Source organism: Comamonas sp. C11 (genome assembly GCF_024496285.1).
GTDB classification, from domain to species: Bacteria; Pseudomonadota; Gammaproteobacteria; order Burkholderiales; family Burkholderiaceae_C; genus Comamonas; species Comamonas testosteroni_F.
Window position 1 is genome coordinate 5,486,313 of record NZ_CP101743.1, and the last position, 19,384, is coordinate 5,505,696.

Annotated in this window: 2 protein-coding genes, 6 tRNA genes and 8 rRNA genes; all 16 read right to left on the bottom strand. The window is 52.2% G+C overall.

The genetic code is table 11. From position 1 onward, the window contains the following. Positions 1–143 precede the first annotated feature (143 nt). Positions 144–3,021: ribosomal RNA gene (locus NOX35_RS25355) — 23S ribosomal RNA — on the bottom strand. Between the two features lie 371 nt (positions 3,022–3,392). Continuing rightward, positions 3,393–3,468, bottom strand: a tRNA-Ala gene (locus NOX35_RS25360). Positions 3,469–3,496: 28 nt separating this feature from the next. Then, a tRNA-Ile gene (locus tag NOX35_RS25365) sits at positions 3,497–3,573 on the bottom strand. Between the two features lie 93 nt (positions 3,574–3,666). Beyond that, positions 3,667–5,199, bottom strand: a 16S ribosomal RNA gene (locus NOX35_RS25370). A 351-nt stretch (positions 5,200–5,550) separates the two neighbouring features. Further along, positions 5,551–5,663, bottom strand: a 5S ribosomal RNA gene (rrf, locus tag NOX35_RS25375). A gap of 165 nt (positions 5,664–5,828) precedes the next feature. After that, positions 5,829–8,706, bottom strand: a 23S ribosomal RNA gene (locus NOX35_RS25380). A 416-nt stretch (positions 8,707–9,122) separates the two neighbouring features. Next, positions 9,123–9,198, bottom strand: a tRNA-Ala gene (locus NOX35_RS25385). Between the two features lie 28 nt (positions 9,199–9,226). Then, positions 9,227–9,303: transfer RNA gene (locus NOX35_RS25390), tRNA-Ile, on the bottom strand. A gap of 93 nt (positions 9,304–9,396) precedes the next feature. Further along, positions 9,397–10,929, bottom strand: a 16S ribosomal RNA gene (locus NOX35_RS25395). A gap of 351 nt (positions 10,930–11,280) precedes the next feature. Next, a 5S ribosomal RNA gene (gene rrf, locus NOX35_RS25400) occupies positions 11,281–11,393 on the bottom strand. A gap of 165 nt (positions 11,394–11,558) precedes the next feature. Beyond that, positions 11,559–14,436 (bottom strand): 23S ribosomal RNA (locus NOX35_RS25405). 416 nt (positions 14,437–14,852) lie between these two features. Then, a tRNA-Ala gene (locus NOX35_RS25410) sits at positions 14,853–14,928 on the bottom strand. A gap of 28 nt (positions 14,929–14,956) precedes the next feature. Then, positions 14,957–15,033, bottom strand: a tRNA-Ile gene (locus NOX35_RS25415). Between the two features lie 93 nt (positions 15,034–15,126). Further along, positions 15,127–16,659: ribosomal RNA gene (locus NOX35_RS25420) — 16S ribosomal RNA — on the bottom strand. The 16S, 23S and 5S rRNA genes sit together here with 6 tRNA genes alongside, the layout of an rRNA operon. Positions 16,660–17,070: 411 nt before the next feature. Then, complete coding sequence (gshB, locus tag NOX35_RS25425) at positions 17,071–18,018, bottom strand: glutathione synthase (protein ID WP_182284939.1); 948 nt, start codon at positions 18,016–18,018, stop codon at positions 17,071–17,073. A 73-nt stretch (positions 18,019–18,091) separates the two neighbouring features. Then, positions 18,092–19,270, bottom strand: a complete 1,179-nt coding sequence (locus tag NOX35_RS25430; RefSeq protein WP_182284940.1) for a benzoate/H(+) symporter BenE family transporter — start codon at positions 19,268–19,270, stop codon at positions 18,092–18,094. Positions 19,271–19,384 lie beyond the last annotated feature (114 nt).

Genomic DNA, 19,384 nt, shown 5'->3' on the forward strand with positions numbered 1-19,384 from the left:
CGGCGCCTCGATTAACTTCTTAATCTCGCTCACCTTCAGTCCAACGAATTCATAGAGTCTTCAATCAGCTTTTCGATTGCGCCTTTTCGGCATAACTAGAACTTGCGTTCTGTCTTTATTTTTCCAGGCTTACCCAAAGTTATAGGGTCAAGCCGCACGGGCAATTAGTACTGGTTAGCTTAACGCATTGCTGCGCTTCCACACCCAGCCTATCAACGTCGTGGTCTACAACGACCCTTCAGGGGGCTCAAGGCCCCGGCAGATCTCATCTTGAAACGAGTTTCCCGCTTAGATGCTTTCAGCGGTTATCTCTTCCACACTTAGCTACCCTGCGATGCCACTGGCGTGACAACAGGTACACCAGAGGTGTGTCCACTCCGGTCCTCTCGTACTAGGAGCAGGCTTCCTCAAATCTGCAGCGCCCACGGAAGATAGGGACCAAACTGTCTCACGACGTTTTAAACCCAGCTCACGTACCTCTTTAAATGGCGAACAGCCATACCCTTGGGACCGACTACAGCCCCAGGATGAGATGAGCCGACATCGAGGTGCCAAACACCGCCGTCGATATGAACTCTTGGGCGGTATCAGCCTGTTATCCCCAGAGTACCTTTTATCCGTTGAGCGATGGCCCTTCCATACAGAACCACCGGATCACTATGTCCTGCTTTCGCATCTGCTCGACTTGTCAGTCTCGCAGTTAAGCACGCTTATGCCATTGCACTATCGTCACGATGTCCGACCGTAACTAGCGTACCTTCGAACTCCTCCGTTACGCTTTGGGAGGAGACCGCCCCAGTCAAACTGCCTACCATGCACTGTCCCCGATCCAGATAATGGATCCAGGTTAGAACCTCAAACGCACCAGGGTGGTATTTCAACGTTGGCTCCATGCGATCTAGCGACCGCACTTCAAAGCCTCCCACCTATCCTACACAGATCCGTTCAAAGTCCAATACAAAGCTACAGTAAAGGTTCATGGGGTCTTTCCGTCTTTCCGCGGGGAGATTGCATCATCACAAACATTTCAACTTCGCTGAGTCTCAGGAGGAGACAGTGTGGCCATCGTTACGCCATTCGTGCAGGTCGGAACTTACCCGACAAGGAATTTCGCTACCTTAGGACCGTTATAGTTACGGCCGCCGTTTACTGGGACTTCAATCAAGAGCTTGCACCCCATCATTTAATCTTCCAGCACCGGGCAGGCGTCACACCCTATACGTCCACTTTCGTGTTTGCAGAGTGCTGTGTTTTTATTAAACAGTCGCAGCCACCAATTTTTTGCAACCCCTTTGAGCTCCGTTTGTACAACTTCACTTACTTGGGGTACACCTTCTCCCGAAGTTACGGTGTCAATTTGCCGAGTTCCTTCTCCTGAGTTCTCTCAAGCGCCTTAGAATACTCATCTCGCGCACCAGTGTCGGTTTGCGGTACGGTCGTCAATAGCTGAAGCTTAGTGGCTTTTCCTGGAAGCAGGGTATCACTCACTTCGTCTGCAAGCAGACTCGTTATCACCCCTCATCTAAGCCTGGCGGATTTGCCTACCAGGCACGACTACAGGCTTGAACCAACATATCCAACAGTTGGCTGAGCTAACCTTCTCCGTCCCCACATCGCACTATTGATCGGTACAGGAATATTGACCTGTTTCCCATCAGCTACGCATCTCTGCCTCGCCTTAGGGGCCGACTCACCCTACGCCGATGAACGTTGCGTAGGAAACCTTGCGCTTACGGCGAGGGGGCTTTTCACCCCCTTTAACGCTACTCATGTCAGCATTCGCACTTCTGATACCTCCAGCATCCGTTACCAGACACCTTCACAGGCTTACAGAACGCTCTCCTACCACTTGCAATAAATTGCAAATCCGCAGCTTCGGTAACTGGCTTAGCCCCGTTACATCTTCCGCGCAGGACGACTCGATCAGTGAGCTATTACGCTTTCTTTAAATGATGGCTGCTTCTAAGCCAACATCCTGACTGTTTTAGCCTTCCCACTTCGTTTCCCACTTAGCCAATTTTAGGGACCTTAGCTGGCGGTCTGGGTTGTTTCCCTCTTGAGTCCGGACGTTAGCACCCGGTGCTCTGTCTCCCAAGCTGTACTCGTCGGTATTCGGAGTTTGCATAGGTTTGGTAAGTCGCCATGACCCCCTAGCCTAAACAGTGCTCTACCCCCGACGGTAATACTTGAGGCACTACCTAAATAGTTTTCGGAGAGAACCAGCTATTTCCAAGTTTGTTTAGCCTTTCACCCCTATCCACAGCTCATCCCCTAATTTTGCAACATTAGTGGGTTCGGACCTCCAGTACCTGTTACGGCACCTTCATCCTGGCCATGGATAGATCACTTGGTTTCGGGTCTACACCCAGCGACTAGTCGCCCTATTCGGACTCGATTTCTCTTCGCCTCCCCTATTCGGTTAAGCTTGCCACTGAATGTAAGTCGCTGACCCATTATACAAAAGGTACGCCGTCACCCCTAAGGGCTCCGACTTTTTGTAAGCATACGGTTTCAGGATCTATTTCACTCCCCTCCCGGGGTTCTTTTCGCCTTTCCCTCACGGTACTGGTTCACTATCGGTCGATGATGAGTATTTAGCCTTGGAGGATGGTCCCCCCATATTCAGACAGGGTTTCTCGTGCCCCGCCCTACTTGTCTGCAGCCTAGTACCACCGATCGGTTTTCACATACGGGACTATCACCCACTATGGTCGGCCTTTCCATGCCGTTTTGTTAACTGATCGACTATCACTGCAAGGCTCTTCCGAATTCGCTCGCCACTACTATCGGAATCTCGGTTGATGTCTTTTCCTCTGGGTACTTAGATGTTTCAGTTCTCCAGGTTCGCTTCGTGCACCTATGTATTCAGTGCACGATACCTCTTGCGAGGTGGGTTCCCCCATTCAGAAATCTCCGGATCAAAGCTTATTTGCCAGCTCCCCGAAGCTTATCGCAGGCTATCACGTCTTTCGTCGCCTATCATCGCCAAGGCATCCACCATATGCTCTTAGTCACTTGACCCTATAACTTTGGACTCTCTCGTCGAGAATCAAAGCCTGGTGTTCAAAGACTGGTGAGGTCTTGCACCTCACGCGTTATGCCGTAATGTGAATATCTTTGGCTGCATCTTTCGACGCAGCTTAGAGAATATTCGTCATTACTAGATAAATTTGCATTCGCAAAATATCTGTTTTGACGCAATCAAAATGTTGCTGGCGGCACGGTGCACAAACCTTGGTTTGTGCTTTCCACCAGCAACGCTGATTTCGACTCTATGAATTTTTAAAGAACAGCCAATTGATCGACGTTTCGATCAATACAAAAGCAGTCTTTGCAAGACTGCTTTTGTATTGGGAAGCCTTCGATTATAGCACCATTAGCGCTATCATTTTTGGTGGAGGATGACGGGATCGAACCGACGACCCCCTGCTTGCAAAGCAGGTGCTCTCCCAGCTGAGCTAATCCCCCGGGATCCTCTGACCAGATATTGGAATCTTGGTGGGTCTAGTTGGGCTCGAACCAACGACCCCTGCGTTATCAACACAGTGCTCTAACCAGCTGAGCTACAGACCCATTCCATGCAGCCCGCTGTCACTCAGCAGGCCACCTGGCTTGTTCCAACAACCGATAAGTGTGGACGTTCAATTTGAAGCAGCATTTTTCCAGAAAGGAGGTGATCCAGCCGCACCTTCCGATACGGCTACCTTGTTACGACTTCACCCCAGTCACGAACCCCGCCGTGGTAAGCGCCCTCCTTGCGGTTAGGCTACCTACTTCTGGCGAGACCCGCTCCCATGGTGTGACGGGCGGTGTGTACAAGACCCGGGAACGTATTCACCGTGACATTCTGATCCACGATTACTAGCGATTCCGACTTCACGCAGTCGAGTTGCAGACTGCGATCCGGACTACGACTGGCTTTATGGGATTAGCTCCCCCTCGCGGGTTGGCAACCCTTTGTACCAGCCATTGTATGACGTGTGTAGCCCCACCTATAAGGGCCATGAGGACTTGACGTCATCCCCACCTTCCTCCGGTTTGTCACCGGCAGTCCCATTAGAGTGCTCAACTGAATGTAGCAACTAATGGCAAGGGTTGCGCTCGTTGCGGGACTTAACCCAACATCTCACGACACGAGCTGACGACAGCCATGCAGCACCTGTGTGCAGGTTCTCTTTCGAGCACCAAACCATCTCTGGTAAGTTCCTGCCATGTCAAAGGTGGGTAAGGTTTTTCGCGTTGCATCGAATTAAACCACATCATCCACCGCTTGTGCGGGTCCCCGTCAATTCCTTTGAGTTTCAACCTTGCGGCCGTACTCCCCAGGCGGTCAACTTCACGCGTTAGCTTCGTTACTGAGTCAGTTAAGACCCAACAACCAGTTGACATCGTTTAGGGCGTGGACTACCAGGGTATCTAATCCTGTTTGCTCCCCACGCTTTCGTGCATGAGCGTCAGTGCAGGCCCAGGGGATTGCCTTCGCCATCGGTGTTCCTCCGCATATCTACGCATTTCACTGCTACACGCGGAATTCCATCCCCCTCTGCCGCACTCTAGCCTTGCAGTCACAATGGCAGTTCCCAGGTTGAGCCCGGGGATTTCACCACTGTCTTACAAAACCGCCTGCGCACGCTTTACGCCCAGTAATTCCGATTAACGCTTGCACCCTACGTATTACCGCGGCTGCTGGCACGTAGTTAGCCGGTGCTTATTCTTACGGTACCGTCATGACCCGGGGATATTAGCCCCAGGCTTTTCGTTCCGTACAAAAGCAGTTTACAACCCGAGGGCCTTCATCCTGCACGCGGCATTGCTGGATCAGGCTTTCGCCCATTGTCCAAAATTCCCCACTGCTGCCTCCCGTAGGAGTCTGGGCCGTGTCTCAGTCCCAGTGTGGCTGGTCGTCCTCTCAGACCAGCTACAGATCGCAGGCTTGGTAAGCCTTTACCCCACCAACTACCTAATCTGCCATCAGCCGCTCTAGTAGCACAAGGCCCGAAGGTCCCCTGCTTTCATCCGTAGATCTCATGCGGTATTAGCTACTCTTTCGAGTAGTTATCCCCCACTACTAGGCACGTTCCGATGTATTACTCACCCGTTCGCCACTCGTCAGCATCCGAAGACCTGTTACCGTTCGACTTGCATGTGTAAAGCATGCCGCCAGCGTTCAATCTGAGCCAGGATCAAACTCTATAGTTCGATCTTGAATTTAAAGTCTTTCGACTGCTCACTCACTTGACGGAATCAAGAAGAATAAATTCTTCCTCATTACTGTTTTTGTGAGCGTTTGATAACTCCGAAGAGTTTGTTCCGAAGAACTGGCTGCTTGCCCTCAAACGCCCACGCTTATCGGCTGTATTTTTTTAAGGAACCGAGTGCAAAATCAGAAGAACCGATCTTGAATCTCGTTGCTTGCTGCGATCAGCGAAGCCTTCTATTGTAGCACTGTTTTCACAGCACTTTTGAAACGTTTTTGCGTTTTCTTCTCACCCCTTAGCACAAGGAGGGAGAAGAAAACGCCTGGCGTGAGCCAGGCGTTTTGGCGTAAGAGCCTGACGATGACCTACTTTCACACGGGAACCCGCACTATCATCGGCGCTAAGTCGTTTCACTGTCCTGTTCGGGATGGGAAGGAGTGGTACCAACTTGCTATGGTCATCAGGCATAAACTTTTTGTCAGATTGACGGCGCCTCGATTAACTTCTTAATCTCGCTCACCCTCAGTCCAACGAATTCATAGAGTCTTCAATCAGCTTTTCGATTGCGCCTTTTCGGCATAACTAGAACTTGCGTTCTGTCTTTATTTTTCCAGGCTTACCCAAAGTTATAGGGTCAAGCCGCACGGGCAATTAGTACTGGTTAGCTTAACGCATTGCTGCGCTTCCACACCCAGCCTATCAACGTCGTGGTCTACAACGACCCTTCAGGGGGCTCAAGGCCCCGGCAGATCTCATCTTGAAACGAGTTTCCCGCTTAGATGCTTTCAGCGGTTATCTCTTCCACACTTAGCTACCCTGCGATGCCACTGGCGTGACAACAGGTACACCAGAGGTGTGTCCACTCCGGTCCTCTCGTACTAGGAGCAGGCTTCCTCAAATCTGCAGCGCCCACGGAAGATAGGGACCAAACTGTCTCACGACGTTTTAAACCCAGCTCACGTACCTCTTTAAATGGCGAACAGCCATACCCTTGGGACCGACTACAGCCCCAGGATGAGATGAGCCGACATCGAGGTGCCAAACACCGCCGTCGATATGAACTCTTGGGCGGTATCAGCCTGTTATCCCCAGAGTACCTTTTATCCGTTGAGCGATGGCCCTTCCATACAGAACCACCGGATCACTATGTCCTGCTTTCGCATCTGCTCGACTTGTCAGTCTCGCAGTTAAGCACGCTTATGCCATTGCACTATCGTCACGATGTCCGACCGTAACTAGCGTACCTTCGAACTCCTCCGTTACGCTTTGGGAGGAGACCGCCCCAGTCAAACTGCCTACCATGCACTGTCCCCGATCCAGATAATGGATCCAGGTTAGAACCTCAAACGCACCAGGGTGGTATTTCAACGTTGGCTCCATGCGATCTAGCGACCGCACTTCAAAGCCTCCCACCTATCCTACACAGATCCGTTCAAAGTCCAATACAAAGCTACAGTAAAGGTTCATGGGGTCTTTCCGTCTTTCCGCGGGGAGATTGCATCATCACAAACATTTCAACTTCGCTGAGTCTCAGGAGGAGACAGTGTGGCCATCGTTACGCCATTCGTGCAGGTCGGAACTTACCCGACAAGGAATTTCGCTACCTTAGGACCGTTATAGTTACGGCCGCCGTTTACTGGGACTTCAATCAAGAGCTTGCACCCCATCATTTAATCTTCCAGCACCGGGCAGGCGTCACACCCTATACGTCCACTTTCGTGTTTGCAGAGTGCTGTGTTTTTATTAAACAGTCGCAGCCACCAATTTTTTGCAACCCCTTTGAGCTCCGTTTGTACAACTTCACTTACTTGGGGTACACCTTCTCCCGAAGTTACGGTGTCAATTTGCCGAGTTCCTTCTCCTGAGTTCTCTCAAGCGCCTTAGAATACTCATCTCGCGCACCAGTGTCGGTTTGCGGTACGGTCGTCAATAGCTGAAGCTTAGTGGCTTTTCCTGGAAGCAGGGTATCACTCACTTCGTCTGCAAGCAGACTCGTTATCACCCCTCATCTAAGCCTGGCGGATTTGCCTACCAGGCACGACTACAGGCTTGAACCAACATATCCAACAGTTGGCTGAGCTAACCTTCTCCGTCCCCACATCGCACTATTGATCGGTACAGGAATATTGACCTGTTTCCCATCAGCTACGCATCTCTGCCTCGCCTTAGGGGCCGACTCACCCTACGCCGATGAACGTTGCGTAGGAAACCTTGCGCTTACGGCGAGGGGGCTTTTCACCCCCTTTAACGCTACTCATGTCAGCATTCGCACTTCTGATACCTCCAGCATCCGTTACCAGACACCTTCACAGGCTTACAGAACGCTCTCCTACCACTTGCAATAAATTGCAAATCCGCAGCTTCGGTAACTGGCTTAGCCCCGTTACATCTTCCGCGCAGGACGACTCGATCAGTGAGCTATTACGCTTTCTTTAAATGATGGCTGCTTCTAAGCCAACATCCTGACTGTTTTAGCCTTCCCACTTCGTTTCCCACTTAGCCAATTTTAGGGACCTTAGCTGGCGGTCTGGGTTGTTTCCCTCTTGAGTCCGGACGTTAGCACCCGGTGCTCTGTCTCCCAAGCTGTACTCGTCGGTATTCGGAGTTTGCATAGGTTTGGTAAGTCGCCATGACCCCCTAGCCTAAACAGTGCTCTACCCCCGACGGTAATACTTGAGGCACTACCTAAATAGTTTTCGGAGAGAACCAGCTATTTCCAAGTTTGTTTAGCCTTTCACCCCTATCCACAGCTCATCCCCTAATTTTGCAACATTAGTGGGTTCGGACCTCCAGTACCTGTTACGGCACCTTCATCCTGGCCATGGATAGATCACTTGGTTTCGGGTCTACACCCAGCGACTAGTCGCCCTATTCGGACTCGATTTCTCTTCGCCTCCCCTATTCGGTTAAGCTTGCCACTGAATGTAAGTCGCTGACCCATTATACAAAAGGTACGCCGTCACCCCTAAGGGCTCCGACTTTTTGTAAGCATACGGTTTCAGGATCTATTTCACTCCCCTCCCGGGGTTCTTTTCGCCTTTCCCTCACGGTACTGGTTCACTATCGGTCGATGATGAGTATTTAGCCTTGGAGGATGGTCCCCCCATATTCAGACAGGGTTTCTCGTGCCCCGCCCTACTTGTCTGCAGCCTAGTACCACCGATCGGTTTTCACATACGGGACTATCACCCACTATGGTCGGCCTTTCCATGCCGTTTTGTTAACTGATCGACTATCACTGCAAGGCTCTTCCGAATTCGCTCGCCACTACTATCGGAATCTCGGTTGATGTCTTTTCCTCTGGGTACTTAGATGTTTCAGTTCTCCAGGTTCGCTTCGTGCACCTATGTATTCAGTGCACGATACCTCTTGCGAGGTGGGTTCCCCCATTCAGAAATCTCCGGATCAAAGCTTATTTGCCAGCTCCCCGAAGCTTATCGCAGGCTATCACGTCTTTCGTCGCCTATCATCGCCAAGGCATCCACCATATGCTCTTAGTCACTTGACCCTATAACTTTGGACTCTCTCGTCGAGAATCAAAGCCTGGTTTCAAAGACTGGTGAGGTCTTGCACCTCACGCGTTATGCCGTAATGTGAATATCTTTGGCTGCATCTTTCGATGCAGCTTAGAGAATATTCGTCATTACTAGATACATTTGCATTCGCAAAATATCTGTTTTGACGCAATCAAAATGTTGCTGGCGGCACGGTGAGTATTTTTCAACTCTTTCCACCAGCAACGCTGATTTCGACTCTATGAATTTTTAAAGAACAGCCTATTGATCAAAGATCAATATAAAAGCAGTCTGATGCAGACTGCTTTTATATTGAATTTGGTTTTTTCGCTTTCACTCTGCTTTTGCTTCGCTTGCGCTTCACATCTGCTGAGCCAACGATTATAGCACCTTTGGGCGCTATCATTTTTGGTGGAGGATGACGGGATCGAACCGACGACCCCCTGCTTGCAAAGCAGGTGCTCTCCCAGCTGAGCTAATCCCCCGGGATCCTCTGACCAGATATTGGAATCTTGGTGGGTCTAGTTGGGCTCGAACCAACGACCCCTGCGTTATCAACACAGTGCTCTAACCAGCTGAGCTACAGACCCATTCCATGCAGCCCGCCGTCACTCAGCAGGCCACCTGGCTTGTTCCAACAACCGATAAGTGTGGACGTTCAATTTGAAGCAGCATTTTTCCAGAAAGGAGGTGATCCAGCCGCACCTTCCGATACGGCTACCTTGTTACGACTTCACCCCAGTCACGAACCCCGCCGTGGTAAGCGCCCTCCTTGCGGTTAGGCTACCTACTTCTGGCGAGACCCGCTCCCATGGTGTGACGGGCGGTGTGTACAAGACCCGGGAACGTATTCACCGTGACATTCTGATCCACGATTACTAGCGATTCCGACTTCACGCAGTCGAGTTGCAGACTGCGATCCGGACTACGACTGGCTTTATGGGATTAGCTCCCCCTCGCGGGTTGGCAACCCTTTGTACCAGCCATTGTATGACGTGTGTAGCCCCACCTATAAGGGCCATGAGGACTTGACGTCATCCCCACCTTCCTCCGGTTTGTCACCGGCAGTCCCATTAGAGTGCTCAACTGAATGTAGCAACTAATGGCAAGGGTTGCGCTCGTTGCGGGACTTAACCCAACATCTCACGACACGAGCTGACGACAGCCATGCAGCACCTGTGTGCAGGTTCTCTTTCGAGCACCAAACCATCTCTGGTAAGTTCCTGCCATGTCAAAGGTGGGTAAGGTTTTTCGCGTTGCATCGAATTAAACCACATCATCCACCGCTTGTGCGGGTCCCCGTCAATTCCTTTGAGTTTCAACCTTGCGGCCGTACTCCCCAGGCGGTCAACTTCACGCGTTAGCTTCGTTACTGAGTCAGTTAAGACCCAACAACCAGTTGACATCGTTTAGGGCGTGGACTACCAGGGTATCTAATCCTGTTTGCTCCCCACGCTTTCGTGCATGAGCGTCAGTGCAGGCCCAGGGGATTGCCTTCGCCATCGGTGTTCCTCCGCATATCTACGCATTTCACTGCTACACGCGGAATTCCATCCCCCTCTGCCGCACTCTAGCCTTGCAGTCACAATGGCAGTTCCCAGGTTGAGCCCGGGGATTTCACCACTGTCTTACAAAACCGCCTGCGCACGCTTTACGCCCAGTAATTCCGATTAACGCTTGCACCCTACGTATTACCGCGGCTGCTGGCACGTAGTTAGCCGGTGCTTATTCTTACGGTACCGTCATGACCCGGGGATATTAGCCCCAGGCTTTTCGTTCCGTACAAAAGCAGTTTACAACCCGAGGGCCTTCATCCTGCACGCGGCATTGCTGGATCAGGCTTTCGCCCATTGTCCAAAATTCCCCACTGCTGCCTCCCGTAGGAGTCTGGGCCGTGTCTCAGTCCCAGTGTGGCTGGTCGTCCTCTCAGACCAGCTACAGATCGCAGGCTTGGTAAGCCTTTACCCCACCAACTACCTAATCTGCCATCAGCCGCTCTAGTAGCACAAGGCCCGAAGGTCCCCTGCTTTCATCCGTAGATCTCATGCGGTATTAGCTACTCTTTCGAGTAGTTATCCCCCACTACTAGGCACGTTCCGATGTATTACTCACCCGTTCGCCACTCGTCAGCATCCGAAGACCTGTTACCGTTCGACTTGCATGTGTAAAGCATGCCGCCAGCGTTCAATCTGAGCCAGGATCAAACTCTATAGTTCGATCTTGAATTTAAAGTCTTTCGACTGCTCACTCACTTGACGGAATCAAGAAGAATAAATTCTTCCTCATTACTGTTTTTGTGAGCGTTTGATAACTCCGAAGAGTTTGTTCCGAAGAACTGGCTGCTTGCCCTCAAACGCCCACGCTTATCGGCTGTATTTTTTTAAGGAACCGAGTGCAAAATCAGAAGAACCGATCTTGAATCTCGTTGCTTGCTGCGATCAGCGAAGCCTTCTATTGTAGCACTGTTTTCACAGCACTTTTGAAACGTTTTTGCGTTTTCTTCTCACCCCTTAGCACAAGGAGGGAGAAGAAAACGCCTGGCGTGAGCCAGGCGTTTTGGCGTAAGAGCCTGACGATGACCTACTTTCACACGGGAACCCGCACTATCATCGGCGCTAAGTCGTTTCACTGTCCTGTTCGGGATGGGAAGGAGTGGTACCAACTTGCTATGGTCATCAGGCATAAACTTTTTGTCAGATTGACGGCGCCTCGATTAACTTCTTAATCTCGCTCACCCTCAGTCCAACGAATTCATAGAGTCTTCAATCAGCTTTTCGATTGCGCCTTTTCGGCATAACTAGAACTTGCGTTCTGTCTTTATTTTTCCAGGCTTACCCAAAGTTATAGGGTCAAGCCGCACGGGCAATTAGTACTGGTTAGCTTAACGCATTGCTGCGCTTCCACACCCAGCCTATCAACGTCGTGGTCTACAACGACCCTTCAGGGGGCTCAAGGCCCCGGCAGATCTCATCTTGAAACGAGTTTCCCGCTTAGATGCTTTCAGCGGTTATCTCTTCCACACTTAGCTACCCTGCGATGCCACTGGCGTGACAACAGGTACACCAGAGGTGTGTCCACTCCGGTCCTCTCGTACTAGGAGCAGGCTTCCTCAAATCTGCAGCGCCCACGGAAGATAGGGACCAAACTGTCTCACGACGTTTTAAACCCAGCTCACGTACCTCTTTAAATGGCGAACAGCCATACCCTTGGGACCGACTACAGCCCCAGGATGAGATGAGCCGACATCGAGGTGCCAAACACCGCCGTCGATATGAACTCTTGGGCGGTATCAGCCTGTTATCCCCAGAGTACCTTTTATCCGTTGAGCGATGGCCCTTCCATACAGAACCACCGGATCACTATGTCCTGCTTTCGCATCTGCTCGACTTGTCAGTCTCGCAGTTAAGCACGCTTATGCCATTGCACTATCGTCACGATGTCCGACCGTAACTAGCGTACCTTCGAACTCCTCCGTTACGCTTTGGGAGGAGACCGCCCCAGTCAAACTGCCTACCATGCACTGTCCCCGATCCAGATAATGGATCCAGGTTAGAACCTCAAACGCACCAGGGTGGTATTTCAACGTTGGCTCCATGCGATCTAGCGACCGCACTTCAAAGCCTCCCACCTATCCTACACAGATCCGTTCAAAGTCCAATACAAAGCTACAGTAAAGGTTCATGGGGTCTTTCCGTCTTTCCGCGGGGAGATTGCATCATCACAAACATTTCAACTTCGCTGAGTCTCAGGAGGAGACAGTGTGGCCATCGTTACGCCATTCGTGCAGGTCGGAACTTACCCGACAAGGAATTTCGCTACCTTAGGACCGTTATAGTTACGGCCGCCGTTTACTGGGACTTCAATCAAGAGCTTGCACCCCATCATTTAATCTTCCAGCACCGGGCAGGCGTCACACCCTATACGTCCACTTTCGTGTTTGCAGAGTGCTGTGTTTTTATTAAACAGTCGCAGCCACCAATTTTTTGCAACCCCTTTGAGCTCCGTTTGTACAACTTCACTTACTTGGGGTACACCTTCTCCCGAAGTTACGGTGTCAATTTGCCGAGTTCCTTCTCCTGAGTTCTCTCAAGCGCCTTAGAATACTCATCTCGCGCACCAGTGTCGGTTTGCGGTACGGTCGTCAATAGCTGAAGCTTAGTGGCTTTTCCTGGAAGCAGGGTATCACTCACTTCGTCTGCAAGCAGACTCGTTATCACCCCTCATCTAAGCCTGGCGGATTTGCCTACCAGGCACGACTACAGGCTTGAACCAACATATCCAACAGTTGGCTGAGCTAACCTTCTCCGTCCCCACATCGCACTATTGATCGGTACAGGAATATTGACCTGTTTCCCATCAGCTACGCATCTCTGCCTCGCCTTAGGGGCCGACTCACCCTACGCCGATGAACGTTGCGTAGGAAACCTTGCGCTTACGGCGAGGGGGCTTTTCACCCCCTTTAACGCTACTCATGTCAGCATTCGCACTTCTGATACCTCCAGCATCCGTTACCAGACACCTTCACAGGCTTACAGAACGCTCTCCTACCACTTGCAATAAATTGCAAATCCGCAGCTTCGGTAACTGGCTTAGCCCCGTTACATCTTCCGCGCAGGACGACTCGATCAGTGAGCTATTACGCTTTCTTTAAATGATGGCTGCTTCTAAGCCAACATCCTGACTGTTTTAGCCTTCCCACTTCGTTTCCCACTTAGCCAATTTTAGGGACCTTAGCTGGCGGTCTGGGTTGTTTCCCTCTTGAGTCCGGACGTTAGCACCCGGTGCTCTGTCTCCCAAGCTGTACTCGTCGGTATTCGGAGTTTGCATAGGTTTGGTAAGTCGCCATGACCCCCTAGCCTAAACAGTGCTCTACCCCCGACGGTAATACTTGAGGCACTACCTAAATAGTTTTCGGAGAGAACCAGCTATTTCCAAGTTTGTTTAGCCTTTCACCCCTATCCACAGCTCATCCCCTAATTTTGCAACATTAGTGGGTTCGGACCTCCAGTACCTGTTACGGCACCTTCATCCTGGCCATGGATAGATCACTTGGTTTCGGGTCTACACCCAGCGACTAGTCGCCCTATTCGGACTCGATTTCTCTTCGCCTCCCCTATTCGGTTAAGCTTGCCACTGAATGTAAGTCGCTGACCCATTATACAAAAGGTACGCCGTCACCCCTAAGGGCTCCGACTTTTTGTAAGCATACGGTTTCAGGATCTATTTCACTCCCCTCCCGGGGTTCTTTTCGCCTTTCCCTCACGGTACTGGTTCACTATCGGTCGATGATGAGTATTTAGCCTTGGAGGATGGTCCCCCCATATTCAGACAGGGTTTCTCGTGCCCCGCCCTACTTGTCTGCAGCCTAGTACCACCGATCGGTTTTCACATACGGGACTATCACCCACTATGGTCGGCCTTTCCATGCCGTTTTGTTAACTGATCGACTATCACTGCAAGGCTCTTCCGAATTCGCTCGCCACTACTATCGGAATCTCGGTTGATGTCTTTTCCTCTGGGTACTTAGATGTTTCAGTTCTCCAGGTTCGCTTCGTGCACCTATGTATTCAGTGCACGATACCTCTTGCGAGGTGGGTTCCCCCATTCAGAAATCTCCGGATCAAAGCTTATTTGCCAGCTCCCCGAAGCTTATCGCAGGCTATCACGTCTTTCGTCGCCTATCATCGCCAAGGCATCCACCATATGCTCTTAGTCACTTGACCCTATAACTTTGGACTCTCTCGTCGAGAATCAAAGCCTGGTTTCAAAGACTGGTGAGGTCTTGCACCTCACGCGTTATGCCGTAATGTGAATATCTTTGGCTGCATCTTTCGATGCAGCTTAGAGAATATTCGTCATTACTAGATACATTTGCATTCGCAAAATATCTGTTTTGACGCAATCAAAATGTTGCTGGCGGCACGGTGAGTATTTTTCAACTCTTTCCACCAGCAACGCTGATTTCGACTCTATGAATTTTTAAAGAACAGCCTATTGATCAAAGATCAATATAAAAGCAGTCTGATGCAGACTGCTTTTATATTGAATTTGGTTTTTTCGCTTTCACTCTGCTTTTGCTTCGCTTGCGCTTCACATCTGCTGAGCCAACGATTATAGCACCTTTGGGCGCTATCATTTTTGGTGGAGGATGACGGGATCGAACCGACGACCCCCTGCTTGCAAAGCAGGTGCTCTCCCAGCTGAGCTAATCCCCCGGGATCCTCTGACCAGATATTGGAATCTTGGTGGGTCTAGTTGGGCTCGAACCAACGACCCCTGCGTTATCAACACAGTGCTCTAACCAGCTGAGCTACAGACCCATTCCATGCAGCCCGCCGTCACTCAGCAGGCCACCTGGCTTGTTCCAACAACCGATAAGTGTGGACGTTCAATTTGAAGCAGCATTTTTCCAGAAAGGAGGTGATCCAGCCGCACCTTCCGATACGGCTACCTTGTTACGACTTCACCCCAGTCACGAACCCCGCCGTGGTAAGCGCCCTCCTTGCGGTTAGGCTACCTACTTCTGGCGAGACCCGCTCCCATGGTGTGACGGGCGGTGTGTACAAGACCCGGGAACGTATTCACCGTGACATTCTGATCCACGATTACTAGCGATTCCGACTTCACGCAGTCGAGTTGCAGACTGCGATCCGGACTACGACTGGCTTTATGGGATTAGCTCCCCCTCGCGGGTTGGCAACCCTTTGTACCAGCCATTGTATGACGTGTGTAGCCCCACCTATAAGGGCCATGAGGACTTGACGTCATCCCCACCTTCCTCCGGTTTGTCACCGGCAGTCCCATTAGAGTGCTCAACTGAATGTAGCAACTAATGGCAAGGGTTGCGCTCGTTGCGGGACTTAACCCAACATCTCACGACACGAGCTGACGACAGCCATGCAGCACCTGTGTGCAGGTTCTCTTTCGAGCACCAAACCATCTCTGGTAAGTTCCTGCCATGTCAAAGGTGGGTAAGGTTTTTCGCGTTGCATCGAATTAAACCACATCATCCACCGCTTGTGCGGGTCCCCGTCAATTCCTTTGAGTTTCAACCTTGCGGCCGTACTCCCCAGGCGGTCAACTTCACGCGTTAGCTTCGTTACTGAGTCAGTTAAGACCCAACAACCAGTTGACATCGTTTAGGGCGTGGACTACCAGGGTATCTAATCCTGTTTGCTCCCCACGCTTTCGTGCATGAGCGTCAGTGCAGGCCCAGGGGATTGCCTTCGCCATCGGTGTTCCTCCGCATATCTACGCATTTCACTGCTACACGCGGAATTCCATCCCCCTCTGCCGCACTCTAGCCTTGCAGTCACAATGGCAGTTCCCAGGTTGAGCCCGGGGATTTCACCACTGTCTTACAAAACCGCCTGCGCACGCTTTACGCCCAGTAATTCCGATTAACGCTTGCACCCTACGTATTACCGCGGCTGCTGGCACGTAGTTAGCCGGTGCTTATTCTTACGGTACCGTCATGACCCGGGGATATTAGCCCCAGGCTTTTCGTTCCGTACAAAAGCAGTTTACAACCCGAGGGCCTTCATCCTGCACGCGGCATTGCTGGATCAGGCTTTCGCCCATTGTCCAAAATTCCCCACTGCTGCCTCCCGTAGGAGTCTGGGCCGTGTCTCAGTCCCAGTGTGGCTGGTCGTCCTCTCAGACCAGCTACAGATCGCAGGCTTGGTAAGCCTTTACCCCACCAACTACCTAATCTGCCATCAGCCGCTCTAGTAGCACAAGGCCCGAAGGTCCCCTGCTTTCATCCGTAGATCTCATGCGGTATTAGCTACTCTTTCGAGTAGTTATCCCCCACTACTAGGCACGTTCCGATGTATTACTCACCCGTTCGCCACTCGTCAGCATCCGAAGACCTGTTACCGTTCGACTTGCATGTGTAAAGCATGCCGCCAGCGTTCAATCTGAGCCAGGATCAAACTCTATAGTTCGATCTTGAATTTAAAGTCTTTCGACTGCTCACTCACTTGACGGAATCAAGAAGAATAAATTCTTCCTCATTACTGTTTTTGTGAGCGTTTGATAACTCCGAAGAGTTTGTTCCGAAGAACTGGCTGCTTGCCCTCAAACGCCCACGCTTATCGGCTGTATTTTTTTAAGGAACCGAGTGCAAAATCAGAAGAACCGATCTTGAATCTCGTTGCTTGCTGCGATCAGCGAAGCTTTGAATTCTATCACAAATTTGCCGCCTTATTTCTTTCAGGTCGACCAGCAAAAAATTTGCATTTTGCTCAGTGAAGCCTTGCATTGTACACAGATTTTGGCAGGCCAGACAACATCCGCACGGACATCCAGACAAAGAACCCCGGCAGGCAAAGCCTGCCGGGGTTCTTTGTCGCTTCTCAGGTGCTAGAGGCCTGCTCCAGTGCATCAACAAACAGCGCCGCCACATCGCAGCCGGTCTGATCAAAGATCTCCTGGAAGCAGGTGGGGCTGGTCACATTGATTTCGGTGACGTTGTGACCGATGACATCCAGGCCAATCAATAGCAGGCCACGCTGCACCAGACGCTCTCCAATGAACTCGGCAATGGCCTTGTCCTGCTCCGCCAAAGGCTGGGCAACACCCTTGCCGCCGGCCGCCAGATTGCCGCGCACCTCATTGCCCTGCGGAATGCGGGCAAGGCAGAACGGCACGGGCTTGCCGCCGATGATGAGCACCCGCTTGTCGCCATGAGCGATGTCGGGCAGGAATTTCTGCACCATGACACTGGTGGAGCCGCCCTGGTTCAGGGTTTCGATGATGCTGCCGAGATTGCGGCCGTCTTCGCCGACCCGAAAGATGCCCATGCCGCCCATGCCGTCCAGCGGCTTGAGAATGATGTCCTTGTGCTCTGCATGAAAAGCACGGATGTCCTGGGCGCTGCGCGTGACCAGGGTGGGCGAGATGAACTGCGCAAACTCCATGATGGCGAGCTTTTCGGGATGCTCGCGCAGTGCGCTGGGTTTGTTGAAGACCTTGGCGCCCTCACGCTCGGCCTGACCGAGCATGTGCGTGGCGTAGAAGAACTCGGAATCGAAGGGCGGATCCTTGCGCATGACGATGGCATCAAAGTCTGCCAGTGCCGTCAAAGCGCTTCGTGTCTCCTCGAACCAGCGGTCTTGCTCCCCGGTCAGGCTGATATGGCGCACCTGCGCCATGACCTTGCCGCCGCTTTGCCAGGAGATATGGCGGGGCTCGCAGGCCACGATCTGGTGACCTCGGCGCTGAGCCTCACGCATCATGGCAAAGGTGGAATCCTTGTAGATGGCAAAGGATTCCAGCGGATCGGCGACAAACAGTATTTGCATGGTGAAGAACTCTAGCGGTTGATACAGGCATCATGCCGAGCCGGACATAACACCACAATATGACGGCTGATACTCAGGCCTTGCGGGCTCGCAGGCTCTGGACAAGGAGGGCAAGGCTGCCCGCAACCACCCCCCAGAAGGCGGAGCCCACCCCTGCGATGACAACGCCGCTGAGCGTGACAAGAAAGGTGATGAGCGCGGCCTCTCTGTGCTTTTCTTCCTTGAAGGCCGTAGCCATGCCACCCCCTATGGAGCCCAGCAAGGCCAGTCCGGCGATACAGGCCACCAGCTCCTTGGGGAAGGCCGTCAGCAGACCCGTGACGACTGCACCAAAGATAGCTATCAATATATATAGCAGTCCGCACACGGCAGCAGCGGTGTAGCGCTTGTTTCTATCTTCATGCGCCTCATCTCCCATGCAGATCGCCGCCGTAATTGCACTGAGGTTGAGGGCATAGCCACCAAAAGGCGCCAGCAGCAAGGTCGCCACGCCCGTCATGCTGATGACCTTGGACACCGGTATCGGATAGCCCGTGGCACGAATCACCGCCACGCCTGGCAGATTCTGGGAAGCCATGGTCACGACAAACAGGGGCAAAGTCAGACTGATGAGAGCCTGCAGCGAGAACTCGGGTGCCGTATAGACCGGCATGGCCAGCCCGCCATGCACGGCCGACCACTGCATCTGCCCGCGCAGCGCCGCCCAGGCGGTTCCGGCCAGCAGGGTGATGATGACCGCATAGCGCGGAGCCATACGCCGCGAAAGCAGATAGGCGAGCAGCATGACCAGTACCAGCGACAGATTGGTCTCGGCCGCAGAAAAGGCCTGCATGCCGAACTTGGCCAGAACGCCGGCCAGCAGGGCCGACGCAATTTCCATGGGGATGCGGTTCATGATGCGCTCGAACCAGCCAGTCACCCCCACCAGAATGATGAGGGCCGCACTGACGATGAAGGCACCGATCGCCTCCCCCATGGAGAAACCACCCGCCAGCCCGGCGGTCGCCAGCACCGCCGCCCCTGGAGTGGACCATGCAACCATGACCGGCATGCGCAGAATCAGCGACGGGAGCAGCGAACACAGACCCATGCCCAGGCCCAGCGCCCAAATCCATGAAGTGATTTGCTCAGGCGAGGCATGAAATGCCTGCGCCGCCTGAAACACCAGGGCTACCGAACTGGTAAAGCCCACAAGCACGGCCACAAAGCCTGCGGCCACGGCGGCAGGACTCAAGTCTTTGAAAAAGCGCATCCGTGCATTCTGGCACCAGCCCCGCCAAAAAAGATGCACCCCGCGTGAGCGTGAATGATGAAGCCCATCATCACTTCTAAATCAATAGCTATCAGTGCTTACTGATAAATCACC